The following is a 20093-nucleotide window of genomic DNA, read 5'->3' as shown; positions in this document are numbered from 1 at the left end:
CTGGCGGCGCGACCAACCCACGCCGGGAATCGCGCCGCCAGCAACGCGCCTGCAACCGCAAATAGGCATAACCATGGCAACGATAAAAAAACTGCTGATCGCCAACCGCGGGGAAATTGCCCGTCGCATCATCCGCACCTGTCGGCAACAAGGCATTGCCACCGTGGCAGTGTACTCCGATGTGGATGCGACCCTGCCCCATGTCCGTGAGGCGGATCAGGCCGTATGCCTTGGCCCGGCAGCGGCGCGAGAAAGCTATCTGGTGATCCACAAGATTATCACCGCAGCGAAGGAGACTGGCGCGGATGCCATTCATCCCGGCTACGGCTTTCTGTCTGAGAATACCGAGCTGGCGGCCGCCTGTGAGCAGGCGGGCATCATTTTTGTCGGCCCTAACGCCCGCGCCATTGAAGTGATGGGTGACAAGGCTGCTGCACGTCAGCTCATGGCCGACAGCGGTGTCCCGGTACTGCCCGGTTTCGATGAAGACGGCGCCAGTGACGAGACGCTACTGGCCGCCAGTGACAGTGTCGGCTTTCCGCTGCTGATCAAGGCCGTGGCCGGCGGCGGCGGCAAGGGCATGCGGGTGGTGAACAGCGCCAACGCGTTTGCCGAATCCCTGGCCGCGGCTCGCCGTGAAGCCCGCAGTGCTTTCGGCGATGATCGCGTGCTGCTGGAGCGTTACCTGCCCACCGCCCGCCATGTGGAAGTGCAGGTTTTCGCAGACAATTACGGCAATGCGGTACACCTGTTCGAGCGCGATTGCTCGGTGCAGCGTCGCCACCAGAAGGTCATTGAGGAAGCCCCGGCACCGGGTCTGGATGAACAGACCCGCCAGGCGTTCGGCAACGCTGCCGTTCAGGCCGCCCTGGCCATTGATTACCGTGGCGCCGGCACGGTGGAGTTTTTATACGCTCCTGATGGCCAGTTTTATTTCATGGAAATGAACACCCGCCTGCAGGTGGAACACCCTGTCACCGAAATGATCACCGGAGAAGACCTGGTGGCCTGGCAACTGGCGGTCGCCGCAGGGGAGCCGCTGCCCAAGGCACAACAGCAGATTCAGCGTCATGGCCATGCCATGGAAGTTCGCCTGTACGCAGAAAACCCGGAACAGGGTTTTCTGCCCTCTTCCGGCCTGCTCAGTCACCTGCGTTGGCCCCACGAACTGGCCCGCGTCGATGCCGGGTACGAACAGGGGGACCGGGTCGAAGAATTCTACGACCCGATGATCGCCAAGCTGATCTGTTATGGAGAGGATCGCCAGGCCGCCCGGCAAAAACTGATCAACGCCCTGAATCGGCTCGAACTGCAAGGGATTCATCACAACGCACCCTTCCTGCGACGGGTGCTGGCGGATGAGGCCTTTGCCCTTGCCGAGCTGGACACCCGCCTGCTGGAGCATCGCCCGCACTTACTCGAAACTGATGCCTGCGAGCCTGCATTGCTGGCCGTGGCCGCCAGCCGACTGGCGGCACTGCCTGCCACTGCCAGTGATCACCCCTGGGAATCACTGCAGGGCTGGCGCCCGCAGGGGCAGCGCGTGCGCGTCACCGCCTGCCAGGTGGACCAGCATCCTGTGATGGTGCGTGAAAATAACGGAGAAGCCAGTGCCGAAGTACACACCGGCCAGGTGCAGCTCACCGTGAACGACAGCGCCTTTCGCCTGCGCTGGGGCCAGCAATCGCTGTGCGGCTATTTCCATTTACAGACCTCAACGCGCACCGTACGACTGTTTGTGGGGGGACAGGCTTACACGGTTACCCTCAACCCGTCCCTCGACAACGCCGCACAGGATGCCGCCGGCGGCTTTGTCGCCCCCATGAGCGGTACCATCGTGGCCCTGCATGTTGAGGCTGGCGCTACGGTGGCACCCGGCGATGCCGTGATTACGCTGGAAGCCATGAAAATGGAACACACACTACGAGCCACCGAAGCCGGCACCGTGCAGCATTTCCCGGTGAGTGCAGGCGACAGCGTCAGCGAAGGCACCCTACTGGTCGAATTCGAGGCGGATTCCGCCCGCTGAAACCCAACGGAGACACCCCCATGTCCGCACCACTCTGGCAACCAGGACGCGCCGAACAACACAGCCAGCTGAGCCATTTCTGGCAGCAGGCCAGAGAGATCAGTGGCGAGCCCCTCCCCGATTACCGGGCCTTGCATGGCTGGTCGGTGCAACACCCGGAAACCTTCTGGCGACAGGTCTGGGATCACTGCGGCATCATCGGCGAACCGGGCAGCACCGTGCTCGAACCCGCAGCGCGTTTTCAGGACTGTCGCTGGTTCCCGCAAGCCACCCTGAACTACGCCGAAAACCTGCTACAGCGTAACGACGCTCACCCGGCCCTGGTCAGCGAGCTCGAAGACGGTACCCGTCAGGTGATCAGTTATGCCCAGCTACGGGTTGCCGCAGGCCAGGTGGCCGCGCAACTGCAGGCGGCAGGCGTTCAGCCCGGTGACCGGGTGGCGGGCTTCATGCCGAACCGTATCGAAACCGTGGTGGCCGCCCTCGGTGCCGCCTGGATCGGCGCGGTCTGGTCATCGTGCTCCCCGGATTTCGGCGTATCCGGGGTGCTGGACCGGTTTGGCCAGATCGAACCCCGGGTTCTGATTGCCTGTGACGGTTACCACTACAATGGTAAATGGATTGATCTGGAACCCCGCATCCACGAACTGCATAGCGCACTCAGCCCGGAACTGCTGGTGGTGGTGCCCGGCAAAGGCAGCAGCAGCCGGGTGCAGAAGGCGCTGATCTGGCAAGCATGGCTCGACGCAGCGGCACCCGCCCCGGAATTTCAGCGCTTACCGTTCAACCACCCCCTGTTCATTCTCTACTCGTCCGGCACCACCGGACAGCCCAAGTGCATCGTTCACGGTGCCGGCGGCACCTTGCTGCAGCAAACCAAGGAACTGCAACTGCACGGCGATGTGGGCCGTGATGACACCCTGTTCTATTTCACTACCTGTGGCTGGATGATGTGGAACTGGCTGATTTGCGGCCTGCACACCGGCGCAACGCTGGTGCTATACGATGGCAACCCCGCCTACCCCTCCACCGCACGCCTGTTTGACCTGATCGACAACGAGCGCATTACCCATTTCGGCACCAGCGCAAAATTCATTCAGGCGGTGGAAAAATCCGGGCTGGTCCCCAGAGAATCCCATCAGCTCAATGAGCTGCGCACCCTGTTCTCCACCGGCTCGCCCCTGCTTCACGAGAGTTATGATTTCCTCTATCAGCAGGTCAAACCGGATCTGTTGGTCAGTTCGATCTCCGGTGGTACTGACATCATTTCCTGCTTCGCGCTCGGCAACCCGTTGGTGCCCGTCTATCGCGGTGAACTGCAATGCCTGGGGCTGGGGATGGATGTGTGCGTGCTTGATGACAGCGGGCAAGCCCTGAGCGACCGCAAAGGGGAACTGGTGTGCCGCCAGCCCTTCCCTTCCTGCCCGGTGCAGTTCTGGAATGACCCGGATGGAACACGCTTCCACAACGCCTACTTTGCCCGCTTCGACAATCTCTGGGCCCACGGAGACTATGCCCAACGGGTGCCGCACGATGGCAACGACGGTCTGATTATCCATGGCCGTTCGGATGCGGTGCTTAACCCCGGCGGAGTGCGTATCGGCACCGCAGAAATTTACCGGCAGGTGGAAACCCTCGGTGCCATTCGCGAAGCCATCGTAGTGGGCCAGGAATGGCAAGGCGATGTGCGCGTGGTGTTGTTTGTGGTCCTGGCAGAGGGAGAATCGCTTACCGACGCCCTTCAGCAACAGATTCGTCAAGCCATTCGTGAAGGCGCCAGCCCGCGTCATGTCCCTGCGGTGATCCTCACGGTGCCGGAAATTCCGCGCACCGTCAGCGGCAAGATCGTGGAGCTGGCCGTGCGGGAGGTCATCCACGGCCGCCCTGTCACCAACCGCAATGCACTAGCCAACCCACAGGCACTGGAACACTTCTCCGGCAGGCCAGAGTTGGCCTGACCGCATACACCCCACCGACGCACCGTTCGTTGCCAGGGTCATTGACGGCCATCACGAAACGCGCATGATGGGAGGCATTGTGGTTTTACTGTGACACGGCAATGAATAACAACAATAGATTGTTCACACTTTTCTTGCTGCTTCTGGCCTTTCCCCTCGCCCTGCAGGCTCAGGTGGTGACCCTCACCGGCAAGGACTTTCCCCAGCTGCTTGGCAAGCAGAACGGCCTGTACTCGTTCTTTGCCATGAAAGAAGGACGCCTCGCCCCCGTTCCTCACCAGTGGGTGGAATGGTCAGAACAGGGGTATCCGTTCTTTGAGGAAGACGGCAGCACTGACCGAATTGGTGACCCCAGGCGCATCGACGCCGAAGACCGTCTACTGCTACGTTTTGAAGATGGTGGCCCCTCCCTGTCTGGGCAGACCACCGAAAGCGTCGTTGCCCAACTTGCCGTCACCCATGGCGAGCAGACCCGTCTTTTCTATCTGGTCAAAAATGCCTATCTACAGAACACCGATCGATACATCCAGTTTGATCCGTCCACCATGACGATCAAGAGCACGGATTTCGCTCTGACCATGGCAGACAACAACCTGTTCAAATGGAACAACTTCTATTTTCGCGGCTTCGAGGGGGAAAACGGCCAGCGACAAAGTATTCTCGACACGCTGAAACTGCGTTTAAGTGCCGGCGTCTTTGGCGAGAACAACCGCGTCACCCTGAACAACAATAATCTGGATCCCAAGGTCAAACAGATCATCAATGGCCCACTGGCGGCAATGGTGTATGCGTCCACCTCGGTGAAGGTCGCACGGGTACCCGTGCTGAAGATACACAACTATTTTTTGATCATGCCACAGCAAGTGGAAATCCATAGCCGCTTTACTCTGCCCGGCATTGCTGACACGGTACTGGAGCGCCCTGCCCTGGATATTTCCCTGGATGGCAACGGGCTCTACGGCAGCAAGCTGGTCACCAGTTGGACCGGTAACCATGTGGCGATCACCGATGGGACACTGTCGGAATCCGAAAAAACCATGCTGACCATGCCACTGGCCGGCGACAACTGGATCTGGTTTGGTACCGGTCGTGGCTTCGATCTGCTGGCACAGCTGGCGTTTGTGAAAGGCTTCAACACCCCTGTCAGGCTGCTTTATCAGGACGACGCAAATCTTGTCAACGAACCCGAGCGCTTCCCCGGGCAGCTTCCCAACGTAGGCTTTTCACTGACCGATATTCCCTTCGGGCAAGAATTCTATTTCGTCACCCGCTTGTTCTACAGCAAGGACAGCAACGGCCTTCCACCCGGCAAATACGCCCAACAAACCATCACGGCTACCAGCGCCTCCCTGCAAATGCAGTAGAGCCTGCCTTCTCTGCCCTACCAGGCACTGAGTGCCTGGCTGGGCTGAACGTCTGATGACCATTTCGGACAACAGAATTCATGAGGTAACACCAACAGCTGTTCTGAACAGGCCGCAGTGGAAATACCCTGTTTAGAGTTGCGGTTAACTTCCCTGAGTAAGGCGCTGATAGATCAGGTCTTTAAGATGCAGACGATTCTGTTTGAGGCGCTCCATTTCCTGATCGGAAAGCGGGCTTTCACGCATTTCCAGGCCCCGGATCTGCTTGTCGAGTTTGTCATGCTCATGTACCCGCGAAAGAAAGTCCGGGTCGGTTTTCGAGAGGGCATCAATACGGTCGTGAAAGTCAGGAAATTCGTGGTGGATGCTATGATTTTCGCCCAACATGAACCTTTCTCCTTTGCGACATTCCGTCATTGCGAATACCGACACTACGCCACTATCCGCATACTTTTCAGGCAGCCCTGCCAAATCACCACAATGACTGATTAGATTCAATCCTGCCTGCCCTTACCATCGAATGTTCGAGGGTACTACGTTGTCACCTAAGGTGGGTGGTAGTCCAGTGACGACACAGGGAGGCGTCCATCATGGCTTTACCAAATCTGTTGACTCGTCAACATATCCAGACCGGCCTTGAACAGGCGGCAGACCGCTGCTCTCATCCTGATGCCGGATTATTCGGCCCTGGCTCTGTTATCTGGCAACTGCTGCGTGAGAACCTGACTGCGCTTGCCCAGGGGCGCACGCTGCTACTGGCTCTCGCCAACAGCAGGCTGTCGCAGCTGATGCCCAGCCACCATGATGCAGTACAACGCATCCAGCACACTCAGGTGTTTTTACTAAAGGTCGTATTCGGCAATCTGGACCAGGCGTTGGTGACATTGAACAGCCAGAAGGCTCGCAACAAGACGCTATTTGATGTGGATGACAGTGACACTCTGGTTTACGCACTGAGCGCCTGGGTCGACTCTTGTATGACGGTTCACCAGAGCGTCATTGAACCGATCAACAGTGCGCTGCAGGAGCGGCTCTTCGAAGAAGCGATGCTACTTGCCCAGGTCATGGGAATTCCTCAACAGGCCCTTCCCGCAGACTGGCATCGCTGGCGCCGCTGGTGGCAGCACAGACTGGCCAGGCCCGTCTCTCTCTCGCCTCGGCGACAACAGGTTCTGGATGCACTACTCCGGGAGCAGGGCTATCCGGGCAGAACCCCCTATGGCGCGTATTACCCCCACGCGGCGTATCAATTGCCCGGGCACTGGCAGCAGGCCTGCCAACTGCCACAACGCAATCTGGACCGACACCGGCAGCACCAACGCCAGCTTCAGCGGCTGATGGACATTACCCGCAATCTGCCGGAACGATTGCGCTACCAGCCCGCTTTCCAGGAAGCACAACAACGGCTGCGTGGCCGGGCCCGGGCGGATCTGGCAACGCGTTTGCTGAATCGGTGGTGGACCGGCGAAAGTGAGCTGGTCAGCAGTGGCTGGTCCATCCCGAAAGTGGACCGACTCACCAGCGCCAGCTATTGAGGCTCAAGGGAAAGCATCAGGGGTGAAGATCAATGGGGAGAGCCCTCACGGGCACTCCCGTCGGGATCGCGTTATTTGAAACCCCGGCTTTCCTTGATCATCTCGTAGGCCTTACTGATCTCTGCGGTTTTTTCCGTGGCCATGCGGATCATTTCTTCCGGTACACCTCGGGCGGCCATCTTGTCCGGATGGTGCTGGCTCATCAATTTACGGTAGGCCTTCTTGATCTCGGGATTAGACGCCGATTCATCCACCCCCAGCACCTGATAGGCCTGAGCGAGCGATGGCCGCGACGGCCCCGGGCCGTATTGTTGCCCGCCTTGACCACCCGGCCGGGCACCGGAGAATTGCGCCTGTGCCAACAGCATGTTCAGAATCTGACGGAACTGCTGGGGCGGCACGCCCAACCCCTCTGCCACCCGTAGCAAGACCGCCTCCTCTTCCTCGTGCAAGGTGCCGTCAGCAAGGGCAATTTGCAGCAGCACTTCCAGCAAGACCAAAATCAGTTGCTTGCGAAACCGGACCGCATGGGCAAATTGTGCAACCGTGTCCTGCAAGGGGAAATCGGCTTCCTTGCCACGGTTAAACAACGCAATGGCTTGCTTGCGCTGTTCCTCGTCAAGCTGCATGCGGTCCATCACCGCACGAGCCTGGGCAATTTCATCCTCGCTCACTCTGCCGTCGGCCTTGGCAAGATGCCCCATGATCGAAAACACGGTATCGAACAGGGCTTTTTGCACCGCTTGCTGCTCACCCGGTCCATACGGGCGGAAAGGGTTAAAGGTCCGGACCTGTTCGGCCCCCTTATCGAGCATATGCCCAATCAGCAGACCAATCCCCAGACCGATGGGGCCACCCACCAGCATGCCCAGCAGACCGAGAATAATCTTGCCGCCCCAATTGAATTGCATGGTTAATCCGTTACTTCAGTGAATGAAACCAGCCAAGACTGCTGCTGGTATCCGTTTGTGGCCGGTATTCGGCACTGACCCACCCCTGGTAATCCAGGCTGTCGATATGCGCAAATACCTGTTGGAAATGGATTTCTCCCGTACCGGGTTCATGGCGCCCCGGATTATCCGCAAACTGGATATGTCCTATATGGGGACAAAGTCGGGAAAGGGAACGGCAAAGATCACCTTCCATGATCTGCATATGATAGATGTCATACTGCAAACGAATGTTGTCTCGCCCGGCCGCTTCGATCGCCGCCAGCGCGGTGGCAGACCGGTCCAGCAAAAAACCGGGCATATCCACCCGACTATTGATGGCTTCGACCATCAGGGTTCGCCCGTCTGCGGCCAGCAGGTCCGCCGCAAAACGCAGATTATCAACCAGGGTATCGAAGGCGATCTCCAGCGCAAGCGAGTCCGGACGCAGCCCCGCCAGACAATTGATCTGTAGGCAGTCTAATCCGCGGGCATACTCCAGCGCCTGAAAAACCCCTTCACGAAACTCCTCCACCCGATCGGGCAGGCAGGCGATGCCTCGCTCACCCTGCTCCCAGTCCCCCGGTGGCAGGTTAAACAACACCTGGCTCAGACCATGATCGGCCAACCTTGCCTGCAGTTCAGCAATGTCCCAAGGGTACGGAAACAGGTATTCCACACCGCCGAAACCCGCCTCGGCCGCAGCCTGAAAGCGATCCAGAAACGGCAGCTCGGTATACAGCATGCTCAGGTTGGCAGCGAAACGGGGCATCAGGAATCCTTGTCGGCGGCGGGTTCAACCAGTCGGACGCCATTGAGACGCTCCAGTTCCAGCAACAGGCCACTGTGGTCCACTTCACCGTGCCCACTGGCCAACAGCGCGCGGTATTCCTCGAATACACGCTGAGTCAGAGGCAAGCTCAATCCTTCGGCACGGGCTTCATCCAGGATCATGCGAAGATCCTTGAGCTGGATACGGGCGGGAGCCCCAGGCTCAAAGTTACGCTGCAGCATCCGCTCGCCGTGTTGCTCGAGAATCTTGCTGCCCGCAAATCCGCCCATCAATGCCTCTCGCACCTTGTCCGGTCTGGCACCGCCTTTTGCAGCCAACAGCAGGGCTTCGGACACCGCCCCAATGGTAATCCCGACAATGGCCTGATTGGCCAGTTTGGCGAGCTGGCCACTGCCCACCGGACCAATGTGGGTCACCTTTCCCATGGGGTGAAAGATGTCAGCCGCCTGTACGAACGCCTCATCCGCGCCCCCCGCCATGATGGAAAGGGTACCCGCTTCTGCACCGCGGGTGCCCCCGGACACCGGTGCATCCAGATACTGGCCACCCTGCTCTTCCACCCGTGCCGCATGCCGTCGAGCCGTACCCGGCTCCACCGAACTCATATCGACCACCAGCGCTCCCTGACGCAGGCCGGCAATGGCGCCACTGTGATACAGCACCTGATCGACTACTGAACCATTCTCCAGCATGGTGATAATCACATCTGCGTCAGCCACGGCGTCGGCGGGGCTGTCTGCCACCCGCGCGCGATCCTGAAACGGTTGCGCTTTATCACGGCTGCGGTTCCAGATCGTCATGGGGAAACCGGCAGCCAGAAGCCGGGAGACCATGGGCGTCCCCATCAGACCGATTCCAAGAAAACTGATATGCGGTAGTGTCATAGGGTAAAGGCGTCTGAATGTCGCACACGACGTTGTAAGACAGGGTGGGACTCACCCGCAAGAGACAGGATTATTGCTGATCAAGGCCACGGTGAAAACTCGGACATCTGTGCGCACCTCTGTGCGACAGTCATAAAAAGGGCTCCTTATGGAGCCCTTATCCGCCGTCAGCCTGTCGTGCGGCTTCTCCACCACAGCACAAGTGCCAGCAGGATGGCGACGGCCTGTGCGGCCACCCCTTGCACCGTCGGATAAATGCCCAACCACTCTATGGTGGGCACACCCAGATAGAAGGCGCTGATCAAGCCCGCTTCCTGAAGGGCTGCAATCCCGTTGCCCAGCAGAATCACCGACAGCACCAGCAGCACAATACTGGTCACCCGGAAGAACAGGCTCAGCGGCAACTTCATGCCGATGCGGAAGAACAGCAGGCAGACCACGGCCAACGCCACGACGGCAGCCGCAATACCGTAGAAAAGGTAGGGCTGCGTGACAGACGTCACCTGGCTCCAAAGCGCCTGGTAAAACAGGATCGTCTCGAAAATTTCCCGGTACACAGAAATAAACGAGACAAACGCCAGTACCCAGACCGTGCCGCTACCCAGCGCCGAGTCCACCTTGTCGCGGATATAGCCCAGCCATTTCTGGCTATGACTGTTGCTGTGCATCCAGAAACCGACATAGAACAGGATAAAGGCGGCCACGACGCCCGCCAGCCCTTCCGTCAGTTCACGCGAGGCACCGCTGAAAGTAATCAACGTATTGGCCACGTACCAGGTCACACCCCCGGCCACCAGGGCCAGCATCCAACCCAGATGAATATAACGGGTCGCCCGTACGGCATTGGCCTTACGGGTAAAGGTGAGCAAGGCTACCACTACCAGCAAGGCTTCCAGCCCTTCCCGGAACAGGATAAAGAAACTGGCCGACAGGGTCGCCGCCGGACTCAACCCATCGCCGGACAAGGCCTCAGCCGCTTGCGCCAGTCCTTGCTGGGCAGCGGACACTTTTTCACTGACCTCACTGGCATCACGCTCGCGGTCGATGGCTTCACGTACGGCCATAAACTGGCCTTCTGCACGTCGCATCAGAGCAGCATCGACCGCCGCCAGCTGCTGCTCAATCATTTCGAAGCCATCCAGATAAGCGGACAGGGCTGCGGCTTTGGCACCAGCCTGGTCCCCCGCCGTATAAGCCTTGTCCGCCGCGGCAAGCTTGTCATGGCTCAGGGCGATAAAGCGGTTCTTGTTGAACAACGCAGACGGCTCGCTGCGCAAATAACCCAGCGCGGCATAGGCTTTCTCGCCCTGCGCCTTGAGCACATCCTCCGGCGCCTGCGCCACCAGGGTGTCCAGATTCAGCGACGCCTTCATCCCCGGCACGTTGTTGAACGCCGCACGCCCCTCAGAAGCCACCGACTCAGTCACCGCCTTGCTGCCCACGTAAAACGCCAGCGCCCAACGATCGTCGTCGCCAAGCGCGTCGCCGTAGGCCGCCATACCGGTCCCTTCCACCCCCTGGGTGATGGTGGTGTGCAGACCCAGTAACGAGCGGCCGTTATAACGGGCGACCTCGGTGAAGTCCGTGGGGGCAGGCTCAAGGGCGGCACCCGCAGGGCCATCGCCCTTGCCCTGCGCCCCATGACAGGCCGCGCAGTGCGTCTGATACAGTGTTGCCGCGCGGGCGAGGTCCGGCGCGGCTTTAGGGGATACGGGGATACCGTAGACCGACACCAGGGTGCCACGGATAGATTGCGCCAGCGCCTTGATCTGCGGCTCAGCAGCCTTGTCCGTCACCGCCTGCTGCAGAGCATCCGCCTGCTGCTGAAGCGCGGCTTTGCCATCAGCATCCGGAAGCGTCGCTACCCCCTCTGCCAGCAGCTCGGTGAACTCCGCCATTTCGGCATATTCTTCTTCGCTGACCACCTGGCCATCGACAACGGCATTGATGTAATCGGCCCCAACGTACTCGACCAGCTGGACAAGCGCGGTCTGGTTTGAGGCAAAGGCAGGGAGTGACAGTGACACTAAAGCGGCCAGGACGAGGAAAAGGCGCCCCGGGGAGTGTGTATGGGTCATATTGAACCTGATTCACAGTTAGAAAGGCGAGTCATTATCATTAAAGCACCCGCCCGCATCAAGACGCGCCTGCGGGGCATCAACCCACCGTAAACGCCAGCACCTTGCTGATGTGAGCCTGGGGCCAGCCACTTTCTGCCTGCCAGATATTGAAGGCCGCCTGAGCCGCCCGCTGATCTCGCTGACTGGCCGGCGCCTTATCGAGAATGTTATGGGCTTTCAGCACCGCCACCACATCGTCGGTGGGGTACCAGGTATCCCGCCCGACCATGCGCAGAAAGGCCGCTCCGGAATTGCCGCCCAGTTGCTTGCCGCGCTTTTTGAGCAACTGCCACATGCCTACCGTGTCATCCGTGGGCCAGACCGCCAACCACTCCCCTACGCTGCCATATTCCTGGGCCAGATCGATGACGAACTGGGCATTGTGGCGGATCGCTTTCATCTTGCCCCAGTGCCGGATCAACCGCGTATCCTGCATGCGCTCGTCCAGCATGGGGTCGGGCATAAGCACCAGTTTTTCGGGGTCAAACCCAAAAAAGGCCTCTTCAAATGCGGGCCATTTATTATCGACCAGAGAATGTTTGAGCCCGGCGCGGAACACCCGTCGGGTCATGGCAGACAAATACCAGGCGTCATCACGGCTACGCAGAGTGGCCTGATCAGCTACCTCAGGGAGCTGGCTTTGCACCGCCTTCAGGCTGCCTTTACGGTTAACGGCCAGGGCCAGCAAATCCTTGAATGGGGTCACGCTCTTCTCCGTATTTCGTTTTGGTGCTTGGCGAAGCGACATTGTAGAATTGATCCCTTGCGCAACAGAACCCTGGGCGCTTCTTATTTCACGGCCGACCAACGCCGACACAGACAAACAGGACCGGCATGACCATCGACAGTTATCACGTCAACAAATCCGACAAGCTCAAAGGCGTATGTTATGACATCCGCGGCCCGGTGCTGCGTGAAGCGCATCGCCTTGAAGACGAAGGGCACCGTGTGATCAAACTGAACATCGGCAACCCTGCCCCGTTCGGTTTCGAAGCCCCCGAAGAGCTGCTTCAGGACGTGATCAGCAACCTGCCCGAGTCCACTGGCTACTGCCATTCCAAAGGCCTGTTCCCGGCGCGCAAAGCCGTCATGCAATACACCCAGACCAAGGGCATCGAAGGGGTTACCGTTGATGATGTGATCATCGGCAATGGGGTCTCCGAACTGATCGTCATGGCCATGCAGGCACTCCTGAACAGCGGTGACGAGGTTCTGCTGCCCGCCCCTGACTACCCACTGTGGACGGCCTCTGTCCGTCTGTCCGGCGGCACCCCGGTGCACTACCTGTGCGACGAGCAACAGGACTGGCAACCGTCTCTGGAAGATATTCGTGCCAAGGTAAACAAGAACACCAAGGCTCTGGTCATCATCAACCCCAACAACCCGACCGGGGCCAACTACGAGCCGGCCATGCTGCAGGAACTGCTGCAGATTGCCCGCGAAAACAACCTGATCGTGTTCGCCGACGAGATCTACGACAAGATCCTGTACGACGGTGAAGAACACACCTCCATTGCTTCCATGGCCGATGACCTGCTGTTCATCACCTTCAATGGGTTGTCCAAGAATTACCGTGCTGCGGGCTTTCGTGCCGGCTGGATGGTCATTTCCGGCGCCAAACACCGCGCCGAAAGCTATATCGAAGGCCTGGATATGCTGGCCAGCATGCGGCTGTGTGCCAACGTCCCCAGCCAGCACGCCATCCAGACGGCCCTCGGGGGTTACCAGAGCATCAATGATTTGGTACTGCCCACCGGCAGACTCGGTCGCCAACGGGATCTGGCCTGGGACATGCTGGAATCTATCCCCGGGGTCAGCTGCGTGAAACCAAAATCCGCTTTGTACCTGTTCCCGAAACTGGACCCGAAAGTCTTCCCGTTCCAGGACGATGAAGCCTTCGCACTGGATCTGCTTCGCGAAGAGAAAGTGCTGATCGTGCAAGGCACCGCCTTCAACTGGCCGGATCCCGATCACTTCCGCGTGGTATTCCTGCCACGAGTGGATGATCTCGAAGATTCCATCGGGCGCATTGCCCGGTATCTGGATCGGGTACGAAAAAAATAGCGTTTATCGCTGTTAACTATTCACTGTTAACTGTTAGCTGCCTTTATGTCTCATCTGCACATCGACGATTTCAGCCATGATGTGGCCCGCATACTGATGCAGGCCTACATGACCTTCCCTCGCCCCGGCGCGCTGTATGTGGAAGATGTCATCGGCCCGACGGAAGTCGATGATGTGGGCCTGCACAGCGCCCGGCATATGGCCTGCCTTGGGGCGATGCTGTGGCTGGCGGAGGAAGGTTACCTGCGCTATCAAGCCACCATCTTTGAAGAGGGGCTTGAGCAGGCGGTGTTGACCAACAAGGCTTTTGTGCTGCTCACCGCGCTGAGTGAGCTGCGTTTTGACTCTACCGACCCGCAACTGCCTGCCACCGTGCAGCATGAGCGCGCCACCCTGGCCGAACAATTCCTGCGGGCAATACGCAGCCAGGATTCAGTGCGCACCACTGCGGTCGTTCGTTACCTGCTGTCAAGACAACCAAGCCCGGTACAGGCAGAAGAATTCAGTGATCTGATACCCAACTTACCGGCCGACGCACCCTCCCTGCTTTAGCACGAATCGCGAAGATTGCTATAGCCAGCTTGCTTCGAAACTGGGTATTTTACCGTGCTTGACCTTCACCCAACGCAGATCAGGCTTGATCCAGCTCCACCGGCCGACGATAGCGATAATGCAAGGTTTTCAGTGCCGGCTCTTCGGCTTCGTCGAATCCTGCCGTGCCGGGTAGCCGTGCAATGCGCTCAGCGCCAGGCAGATTCTCTGCAACGCAGTTCTCCAACCAGGCATAATCGAGCCAGGGCGCATTCACACACGCCAGAATCTCGGCATCATGGGCCAGCAATTTGTGCAGCTTACGAAGGACTTTCGGATAGTCCTTCTCCACCATGAAGCTACCCTTCTGGGCGCTGGGCGGGTCGATCACGATAATGTCGTAGCGGCCCAGGCTGTGAAGCTTTTTCCAGCTACGGAAGATGTTGTGTGGCAGGTAATGCACTCTGGCATCCTGGAACCCATTGAGCGCGTGGTTCTGCTTGCCCAGCGTCAGAGCCGCATCTGAGAGGTCGATATTGACCACCGACTCGGCCCCACCCGCCAAGGCCGCCACAGAGAAACTGCAGGTAAAGCTAAACAGGTTCAGTACTTTCTTGCCTTCTGCCCGCCCCCGAATCCAGCGACGCCCTTCGGCCATGTCGGCAAAAAAACCCAGATTCTGGCCACGCTGAAAATCCAGCTTGTAGCGCAGGCCATCTTCTTCTGCCACTGGCAGCTCGGGCAATTCACCACAGACGAGCTCGTTGTCGGCCTTGCCATCGTAGCGGTGCTGTATCACAACGGATGTGCACGCCAGAGAGACCATCACCGTTCGCAGCATATCTCGCAGTTCGCCAAGAAACGTCTCGTCCTGCTCCCGAAACACGGTAGCCACCAGCACCGGGGCAAAGCAATCCACCGTCAGCCATTCCAGTTCTGGTACGGTTTTCCCGCGGCCATGGAAATAACGGATTTTCGGCTGGGACGATGGAACCAGATATGAAACAAGCAGGTCAGAGAGAGAGACAGGCATTGGGGGTCATTTCAGTCGCATAAACAGGGGGTGCGAAGTATCGCATACCTTGTATCAGGACGCCCCGCCCCCATTGAGAGTTTTACCCCCCTACATTGACGGAGAACCACGACGATGATGCGCATTGCGCTTTATCTGCTGACCAACCTGGCGGTGATCGTAGTCGCCAGCATTACCCTGAGCCTGCTCGGGGTGAACACGTATTTCGCGCAGAGCGGCGGCGGGCTGGACCTGGGCAGTTTGCTGATCTTCAGTGCCGTGTTCGGTTTTGCCGGCTCCCTGATTTCGCTGTTTATCTCCAAGCCCATGGCCAAATGGTCCGCACGGGTCAAGATCATCGAGCAGCCCGACAACCAGGCAGAGCGCTGGTTACTGGATACCGTGAAGGAGCTTTCCGACAAGGCCGGAATCAAAATGCCGGAGGTTGGCATCTTCCCTGCCCAGCAATCCAATGCCTTTGCCACCGGCTGGAACCGCAATGACGCCCTGGTGGCGGTATCCCAGGGGCTGATGCACCGTTTCCGCCCCGAAGAAGTCCGCGCCGTACTGGCGCACGAGATTGGGCACGTGGCCAACGGCGACATGGTTACCCTGAGTCTGATCCAGGGGGTGGTCAACACCTTCGTGATCTTTGCCGCCCGTGTGGTCGGGTCGGTCGTGGACAGCTTCCTGCGCCGCGATGATGGCTCCGGCGGGCTGGGCTTCGGTTACTACATCGTGGTATTCATCGCAGAAATTATCTTTGGTATTGCTGCCAGCGCCATTGTCATGTGGTTCTCCCGTTTCCGAGAGTACCGCGCCGATGAGGCGGGTGCTGAACTGGCGGACCGAAACAGCATGATCGCTGCGCTTCAGCGACTGAAAGCCGAATCCGAGGTACCAAACCAGATGCCCGACACCCTGGTGGCCTTCGGCATCAATTCCGGATTCAAGCAGGGCCTGAAGGCCATGTTTTCGTCCCACCCACCGCTGGACGACCGGATTCGCGCGCTGCAGGAGCGACGCCACGTCTGACAAACGAAAGCCCGGCTCCACCGGGCTTTTTTCTTTTTCGGGAACCCTCACCATGGGTCAACACTCCAAATCTGCAGCGTCCCCACAGGAGTAAAGGATGTCACGGCAACTGGATCTTGCCCTGATTGCAGCCAACCGGTTTGGTCTTGGCGCCCGACCGGGTGAGCTGAAAGACATCGCCCATGCTCCCAGGGACTGGGTGCTTGCCCAGCTTGAAACGCCCCCCCTGCCCAGCGATGCTCTTGCAGCATTGCCCAGTAGCCTTGACTACCAAAAACAGATGGTCGAATGGCGGGAACAGGTTAAATCCGCTGGCGATAGCAACGACATGGCAGATCAGCCGCTAAAATTCGGTGAACGGTTTCGTGACAACATGCTTGCAGAAATCAACCTGCGAGCCACCCTGCAGTGCGATACCCAGAACCCCGTTGCGGAACGGTTAGTGATGTTCTGGAGCAATCACTTTGCCCTCTCCAATGAAAAACGCCCCCTTCAACTCATGGCCGGCACCCTGGAAAGGGAGGTCTTGCGAGAAGGTATGCTGGCTGACTTTGGATCCCTGCTGATTGCGGCGGAGCAACATCCCGCCATGCTTCTTTATCTGGACAACCAGCAATCCACCGGGCCTGACTCCCCGGTTGCCATGCGGCGTGCCCGGCAGAAAGCCGGGGGACGAAAGAACGATATCAACGAAAATTTGGCACGGGAAATCCTCGAGCTCCACACCCTCAGCAGCGATGGCGGATACGATCAAGACGATATCATTGCGCTCGCACAAGGCATCACCGGATGGCGTCCATGGATCGCCGCACGCAAAGGCACCCCCATGGGCACCCATGGCAGCCGTTTTGCCATCGGTTACCACGAGCCTGGCGCGCGCCAGTTCCTCGGTGAACATTTTGCCCAGAAAGGAGTAGCACAAGGTGAAGCGATGCTCGCACGACTCGCGAAAGACCCCAATACCGGGCGTTTTATCAGTGAAAAGCTGTGTCGGCACTTTGTCAGTGATACTCCACCAGCAGAACTGGTCCACACCCTGTCGAGGATCTATCAGAAGAGCGATGGAGACCTCAAGGCGGTCTATCAGGCGCTCTTCAAATCCGATCTGGCCTGGCAGACCGATACCCGAAAGTTCCGCCGACCCGACGAGTACCTGATCGCCATTCACCGAGGTCTGGATACCCGCCCTATTGCCAAACAAACGGGGCGCTGGCGGAGGGAAATGCACCTGATGGGACAGGACGCCTTTCGGCCCGGATCGCCCGCGGGTTGGCCAGATACTGCCAGCCAATGGATCGGTGCTGATGCGATCTGGAAGCGGCTGTTCATCGCTCAACGTTACAGCTCTCGCTTGCCCCGTGAACGTGACGCCATGGAACTGGCCAGAGACACCCTCGGGCCGAGCCTGGGAGATGCCACTGCAGTGGCGATCAGCGAAGCCAGCAATCGCCGCCAGGCAACTGCACTTGTGCTGGCGAGCCCGGAATTTCAGTGGAGATAGGATAATGGAGCGCCGACAGTTTCTTTCCCTCCTCGCCGGGACCGCCAGCCTGACCCTGTGGCCTGGCGTAGCTCTGACAAAAGCGCATCAGACACAGGCCCCCAGACTGGTTGTTGTGGTACTTCGAGGGGCACTGGATGGGCTTTCAGCTATTCCGCCCTATGGCGACAGTCAGTTCTCATCGCGTCGCGGCAGCCTTGACCTCGGCCCCCCATCCCGTCGTGAAGACAGCCCGCTGCAACTGGACGACACTTTTGCGCTTCACCCCTCTCTGGCTTTTTGCCATTCGTTATACCGTGACAAGGAGTTCGCCGCTGTTCATGCCTGCGCTCTTCCCTATCACGGCCGCTCCCATTTCGATGCACAGGACTGCCTGGAAAATGGCACCGACAGCCCCACCGGGTTGGATACCGGCTGGTTAAACCGTGCCGTCGCCGCCCTCGAAGACAGCCGGGGTCTTGCCATCAGCAGCTCAGTACCATTAATAGCCCGCGGCGAGGCCCCGTTCATGACCTGGTCACCCACACCCGGCAAATCTTCCCCGGAAGAGCTTGCCAGCCTGCTGGCGGACGCCTACCAGGCTGATCCGATGCTGTCGGATGCCTACGAGAAGGCGCTCAACGCGCAGCAAATCGCACCGAACGAAGGAAAAAATATCAATCAGCTTCCCGTGGTCATGGAAGCCGCCGGGCGATTTCTCTCGCGCCAGGATGGACCGAATATTGCCATGGTTCAGGATAACGGCTGGGATACCCACGCCAATCAGAATGCCGTGCTGAAAAACAAGCTTCGCCAACTCGACAACGGAATCAAAGCGGTCAAAAAAAGTCTGGGGGCCAGCTGGAAGCACACAGCCATTATTGTGACCACCGAATTTGGCCGCACGGTCGCAATCAACGGCACCCAGGGAACCGATCATGGCACCGGCAGTGCGGTAATGCTTGCAGGAGGCGCCATCAATGGCGGCAAAATGCATGGTAAATGGCCCGGTCTGGCCGCACTTCAGGATGATCGTGACCTGCTGCCGGCCAACGACCTGAGGGGGGTTTTCAAGGGGGTACTGGCGCAACACCTCAAACTGGACAGAAAGACACTGGATAACGGGGTTTTCCCGGGCAGCGGCAAGGTGGCTCCCATGCCGGAGCTGATTCACTCCTGAGGAGGCTCTCCCTCAAGGGTGGCATCCGTACCGACCCGATAAAGGATCAGATCTTCGTAACCGGTTGTCACTGGCCACAAACCGCACAATGCCTTGTCCAGCCGGGCATCGCCTGTGTCGACCACCAGCGGTCGCCCGTCCAGCGTCTTCAGTTTGGTCCGTGTGGCCAGAATCTGGAAATTGTCCTTGCCAAGACGGCGGATCAGCGCCGGGGTGAACTGTTGATTCCCCCGCCCGAACAGGTGGCCCTGCCCGCCAATCACGGTGATGACCGCTTTGGCAGGCTGGTCTCCGATCAAGGCAATCAATTCACTGGCACTTGCATCCGCCTTGACGACCTGATGGTTATAAACGGCATCCACACCCAGCAAGGTGTTCTCCAGCCCCAGCTGCTCCATGACCACTGCCACCGTAGACCCCGATCCCATCAGGTACCAGGTATCATCCTCAAGTGAATCGGCCACCCAAGCGGCAGCCTCGGTCACCACCAGGTCTTCCACTTCACGCCCCCCGCATTTGACCTGCTGCAAATACCTTGCCTCAGCAGGCACCTGTAATTCGCCATAATGACGGGCGCGAACCACCCCCTCACGGAAGGCCTCTTCATCGATATCGCGCACTTCTGCCGCCTGCAGAGCCACCAGCTCTCCGGCTGCCAGCTCGGCCAGCAGCGCCCCCGCGGCCTCCGGATTGATGGCATACACCGCCGAATGCATCTTGCAGCCAGCAGGGACACCCAGTACCGGTAAACGCTCGCCTATCGCATCCACCAGGTCCCGTGCGGTGCCATCACCGCCGGCGAACAAGATCAGCTCTGCTCCCGCCTGCTCCAGGGCCATCGCCGCGTTGCGGGTATCCTCCGGTGAGCTTGGCATCCCCGACTGACCAACAACCTCACAGTCGATTCCGGCGTCCTGGCAGCTGCGCTCACCCATGTCATCTGCCCAGGTCACCACACGCAGTCCTTTTACCCCCTGCAACGCTAACAAGGCCCTCGCCATGCGGGCTGGCGCCTGGGCAATCGCGCCCCGGCGCAGCGCTTCCTCACGGGTCGCTATGCCATCACTCCCTTTCAGGGCAACACTGCCACCCAGTCCGGCATAGGGGTTTACCAGTACTCCCAGACAAAGACCTTGCTCTACCTTCATAAAAGGGTCATATCCCGATAGAAAAATGGCG

At 59.1% G+C, this 20093-nt stretch carries 17 protein-coding genes; 9 read left to right on the top strand and 8 right to left on the bottom strand.

Annotation, left to right across the window (positions count from 1 at the left end):
- The first annotated feature begins 73 nt into the window (after positions 1-73).
- From A15D_RS06110 to A15D_RS06100, 3 genes are all read left to right on the top strand, one after another.
- Positions 74-2029, top strand: coding sequence for a biotin carboxylase N-terminal domain-containing protein (locus tag A15D_RS06110; RefSeq protein ID WP_102791209.1), 1956 nt, complete (start codon positions 74-76; stop codon positions 2027-2029).
- A gap of 20 nt (positions 2030-2049) precedes the next feature.
- Entirely contained in the window at positions 2050-3987 is a 1938-nt protein-coding gene (locus A15D_RS06105) for an acetoacetate--CoA ligase (protein WP_102791208.1), read from the top strand.
- Between the two features lie 101 nt (positions 3988-4088).
- Positions 4089-5351 carry a hypothetical protein gene (locus A15D_RS06100; RefSeq protein ID WP_102791207.1) on the top strand — a complete coding sequence of 421 codons (1263 nt, stop codon included), beginning with the start codon at positions 4089-4091 and terminating at the stop codon, positions 5349-5351.
- 144 nt (positions 5352-5495) lie between these two features.
- On the opposite strand, the gene A15D_RS06095 is transcribed toward A15D_RS06100, so the two are convergent.
- A complete protein-coding gene (locus tag A15D_RS06095) occupies positions 5496-5738 on the bottom strand; it encodes a YdcH family protein (RefSeq protein WP_022984323.1) in 243 nt (80 codons plus the stop codon).
- A gap of 203 nt (positions 5739-5941) precedes the next feature.
- Here A15D_RS06095 and A15D_RS06090 point away from each other — a divergent pair, with 203 nt between their 5' ends.
- Entirely contained in the window at positions 5942-6886 is a 945-nt protein-coding gene (locus A15D_RS06090) for an oxygenase MpaB family protein (protein WP_102791206.1), read from the top strand.
- Between the two features lie 71 nt (positions 6887-6957).
- On the opposite strand, the gene djlA is transcribed toward A15D_RS06090, so the two are convergent.
- The 5 genes from djlA to A15D_RS06065 form a co-directional block, all read right to left on the bottom strand.
- Positions 6958-7797: a co-chaperone DjlA gene (gene djlA, locus A15D_RS06085; protein WP_102791205.1), complete on the bottom strand. Its 840-nt coding sequence runs from the start codon at positions 7795-7797 to the stop codon at positions 6958-6960.
- 10 nt (positions 7798-7807) lie between these two features.
- The gene (hyi, locus tag A15D_RS06080) at positions 7808-8587 is read right to left on the bottom strand and encodes a hydroxypyruvate isomerase (protein ID WP_102791204.1); all 780 of its coding nucleotides are present in this window, start codon (positions 8585-8587) and stop codon (positions 7808-7810) included.
- Positions 8587-9492 (bottom strand): NAD(P)-dependent oxidoreductase, encoded by a 906-nt coding sequence (locus A15D_RS06075; protein ID WP_102791203.1) that lies wholly within the window; start codon positions 9490-9492, stop codon positions 8587-8589. Before A15D_RS06075 ends, hyi begins: the two co-directional genes overlap by 1 nt.
- A 167-nt stretch (positions 9493-9659) precedes the next feature.
- Complete coding sequence (locus A15D_RS06070; RefSeq protein WP_233192116.1) at positions 9660-11519, bottom strand: cytochrome c/FTR1 family iron permease; 1860 nt, start codon at positions 11517-11519, stop codon at positions 9660-9662.
- 130 nt (positions 11520-11649) lie between these two features.
- Positions 11650-12318, bottom strand: coding sequence for a DNA-3-methyladenine glycosylase I (locus A15D_RS06065; RefSeq protein WP_102791201.1), 669 nt, complete (start codon positions 12316-12318; stop codon positions 11650-11652).
- 128 nt (positions 12319-12446) lie between these two features.
- Between A15D_RS06065 and A15D_RS06060 the strand changes: the two genes are divergently transcribed.
- On the top strand, positions 12447-13676 hold the full coding sequence (locus A15D_RS06060) for a pyridoxal phosphate-dependent aminotransferase (RefSeq protein WP_022984316.1): 1230 nt from the start codon (positions 12447-12449) through the stop codon (positions 13674-13676).
- Positions 13677-13721: 45 nt separating this feature from the next.
- Complete coding sequence (locus A15D_RS06055; protein ID WP_022984315.1) at positions 13722-14228, top strand: hypothetical protein; 507 nt, start codon at positions 13722-13724, stop codon at positions 14226-14228.
- A 79-nt stretch (positions 14229-14307) separates the two neighbouring features.
- On the opposite strand, the gene A15D_RS06050 is transcribed toward A15D_RS06055, so the two are convergent.
- Complete coding sequence (locus tag A15D_RS06050; protein WP_102791200.1) at positions 14308-15240, bottom strand: class I SAM-dependent methyltransferase; 933 nt, start codon at positions 15238-15240, stop codon at positions 14308-14310.
- 114 nt (positions 15241-15354) lie between these two features.
- On the opposite strand from A15D_RS06050, the gene htpX reads away from it, so the two are divergent.
- The 3 genes from htpX to A15D_RS06035 all read left to right on the top strand — a co-directional run bounded on the left by htpX (position 15355) and on the right by A15D_RS06035 (position 18914).
- Positions 15355-16254, top strand: coding sequence for a protease HtpX (htpX, locus tag A15D_RS06045; protein ID WP_102791199.1), 900 nt, complete (start codon positions 15355-15357; stop codon positions 16252-16254).
- A 97-nt stretch (positions 16255-16351) separates the two neighbouring features.
- Positions 16352-17755, top strand: coding sequence for a DUF1800 family protein (locus A15D_RS06040; RefSeq protein WP_102791198.1), 1404 nt, complete (start codon positions 16352-16354; stop codon positions 17753-17755).
- 4 nt (positions 17756-17759) lie between these two features.
- A complete protein-coding gene (locus A15D_RS06035; protein WP_102791197.1) occupies positions 17760-18914 on the top strand; it encodes a DUF1501 domain-containing protein in 1155 nt (384 codons plus the stop codon).
- Here the strand turns inward: A15D_RS06035 and A15D_RS06030 are convergent.
- The gene (locus A15D_RS06030; protein WP_102791245.1) at positions 18905-20062 is read right to left on the bottom strand and encodes an ATP-NAD kinase family protein; all 1158 of its coding nucleotides are present in this window, start codon (positions 20060-20062) and stop codon (positions 18905-18907) included. The genes A15D_RS06035 and A15D_RS06030 overlap by 10 nt on opposite strands.
- Positions 20063-20093 lie beyond the last annotated feature (31 nt).

Source organism: Alcanivorax sp. MD8A (genome assembly GCF_002888555.1).
Classification (GTDB): domain Bacteria; phylum Pseudomonadota; class Gammaproteobacteria; order Pseudomonadales; family Alcanivoracaceae; genus Alcanivorax.
This window is presented reverse-complemented; position numbering and strand designations above follow the sequence as displayed.

Coding starts and splice junctions, on each gene's coding strand:
- A15D_RS06110 (WP_102791209.1), top strand. CDS start 74: ATGGCAACGATAAAAAAACTGCTGATCGCCAACCGCGGGGAAATTGCC.
- A15D_RS06105 (WP_102791208.1), top strand. CDS start 2,050: ATGTCCGCACCACTCTGGCAACCAGGACGCGCCGAACAACACAGCCAG.
- A15D_RS06100 (WP_102791207.1), top strand. CDS start 4,089: ATGAATAACAACAATAGATTGTTCACACTTTTCTTGCTGCTTCTGGCC.
- A15D_RS06095 (WP_022984323.1), bottom strand. CDS start 5,738: ATGTTGGGCGAAAATCATAGCATCCACCACGAATTTCCTGACTTTCAC.
- A15D_RS06090 (WP_102791206.1), top strand. CDS start 5,942: ATGGCTTTACCAAATCTGTTGACTCGTCAACATATCCAGACCGGCCTT.
- djlA (WP_102791205.1), bottom strand. CDS start 7,797: ATGCAATTCAATTGGGGCGGCAAGATTATTCTCGGTCTGCTGGGCATG.
- hyi (WP_102791204.1), bottom strand. CDS start 8,587: ATGCCCCGTTTCGCTGCCAACCTGAGCATGCTGTATACCGAGCTGCCG.
- A15D_RS06075 (WP_102791203.1), bottom strand. CDS start 9,492: ATGACACTACCGCATATCAGTTTTCTTGGAATCGGTCTGATGGGGACG.
- A15D_RS06060 (WP_022984316.1), top strand. CDS start 12,447: ATGACCATCGACAGTTATCACGTCAACAAATCCGACAAGCTCAAAGGC.
- A15D_RS06055 (WP_022984315.1), top strand. CDS start 13,722: ATGTCTCATCTGCACATCGACGATTTCAGCCATGATGTGGCCCGCATA.
- A15D_RS06050 (WP_102791200.1), bottom strand. CDS start 15,240: ATGCCTGTCTCTCTCTCTGACCTGCTTGTTTCATATCTGGTTCCATCG.
- htpX (WP_102791199.1), top strand. CDS start 15,355: ATGATGCGCATTGCGCTTTATCTGCTGACCAACCTGGCGGTGATCGTA.
- A15D_RS06040 (WP_102791198.1), top strand. CDS start 16,352: ATGTCACGGCAACTGGATCTTGCCCTGATTGCAGCCAACCGGTTTGGT.
- A15D_RS06035 (WP_102791197.1), top strand. CDS start 17,760: ATGGAGCGCCGACAGTTTCTTTCCCTCCTCGCCGGGACCGCCAGCCTG.
- A15D_RS06030 (WP_102791245.1), bottom strand. CDS start 20,062: ATGAAGGTAGAGCAAGGTCTTTGTCTGGGAGTACTGGTAAACCCCTAT.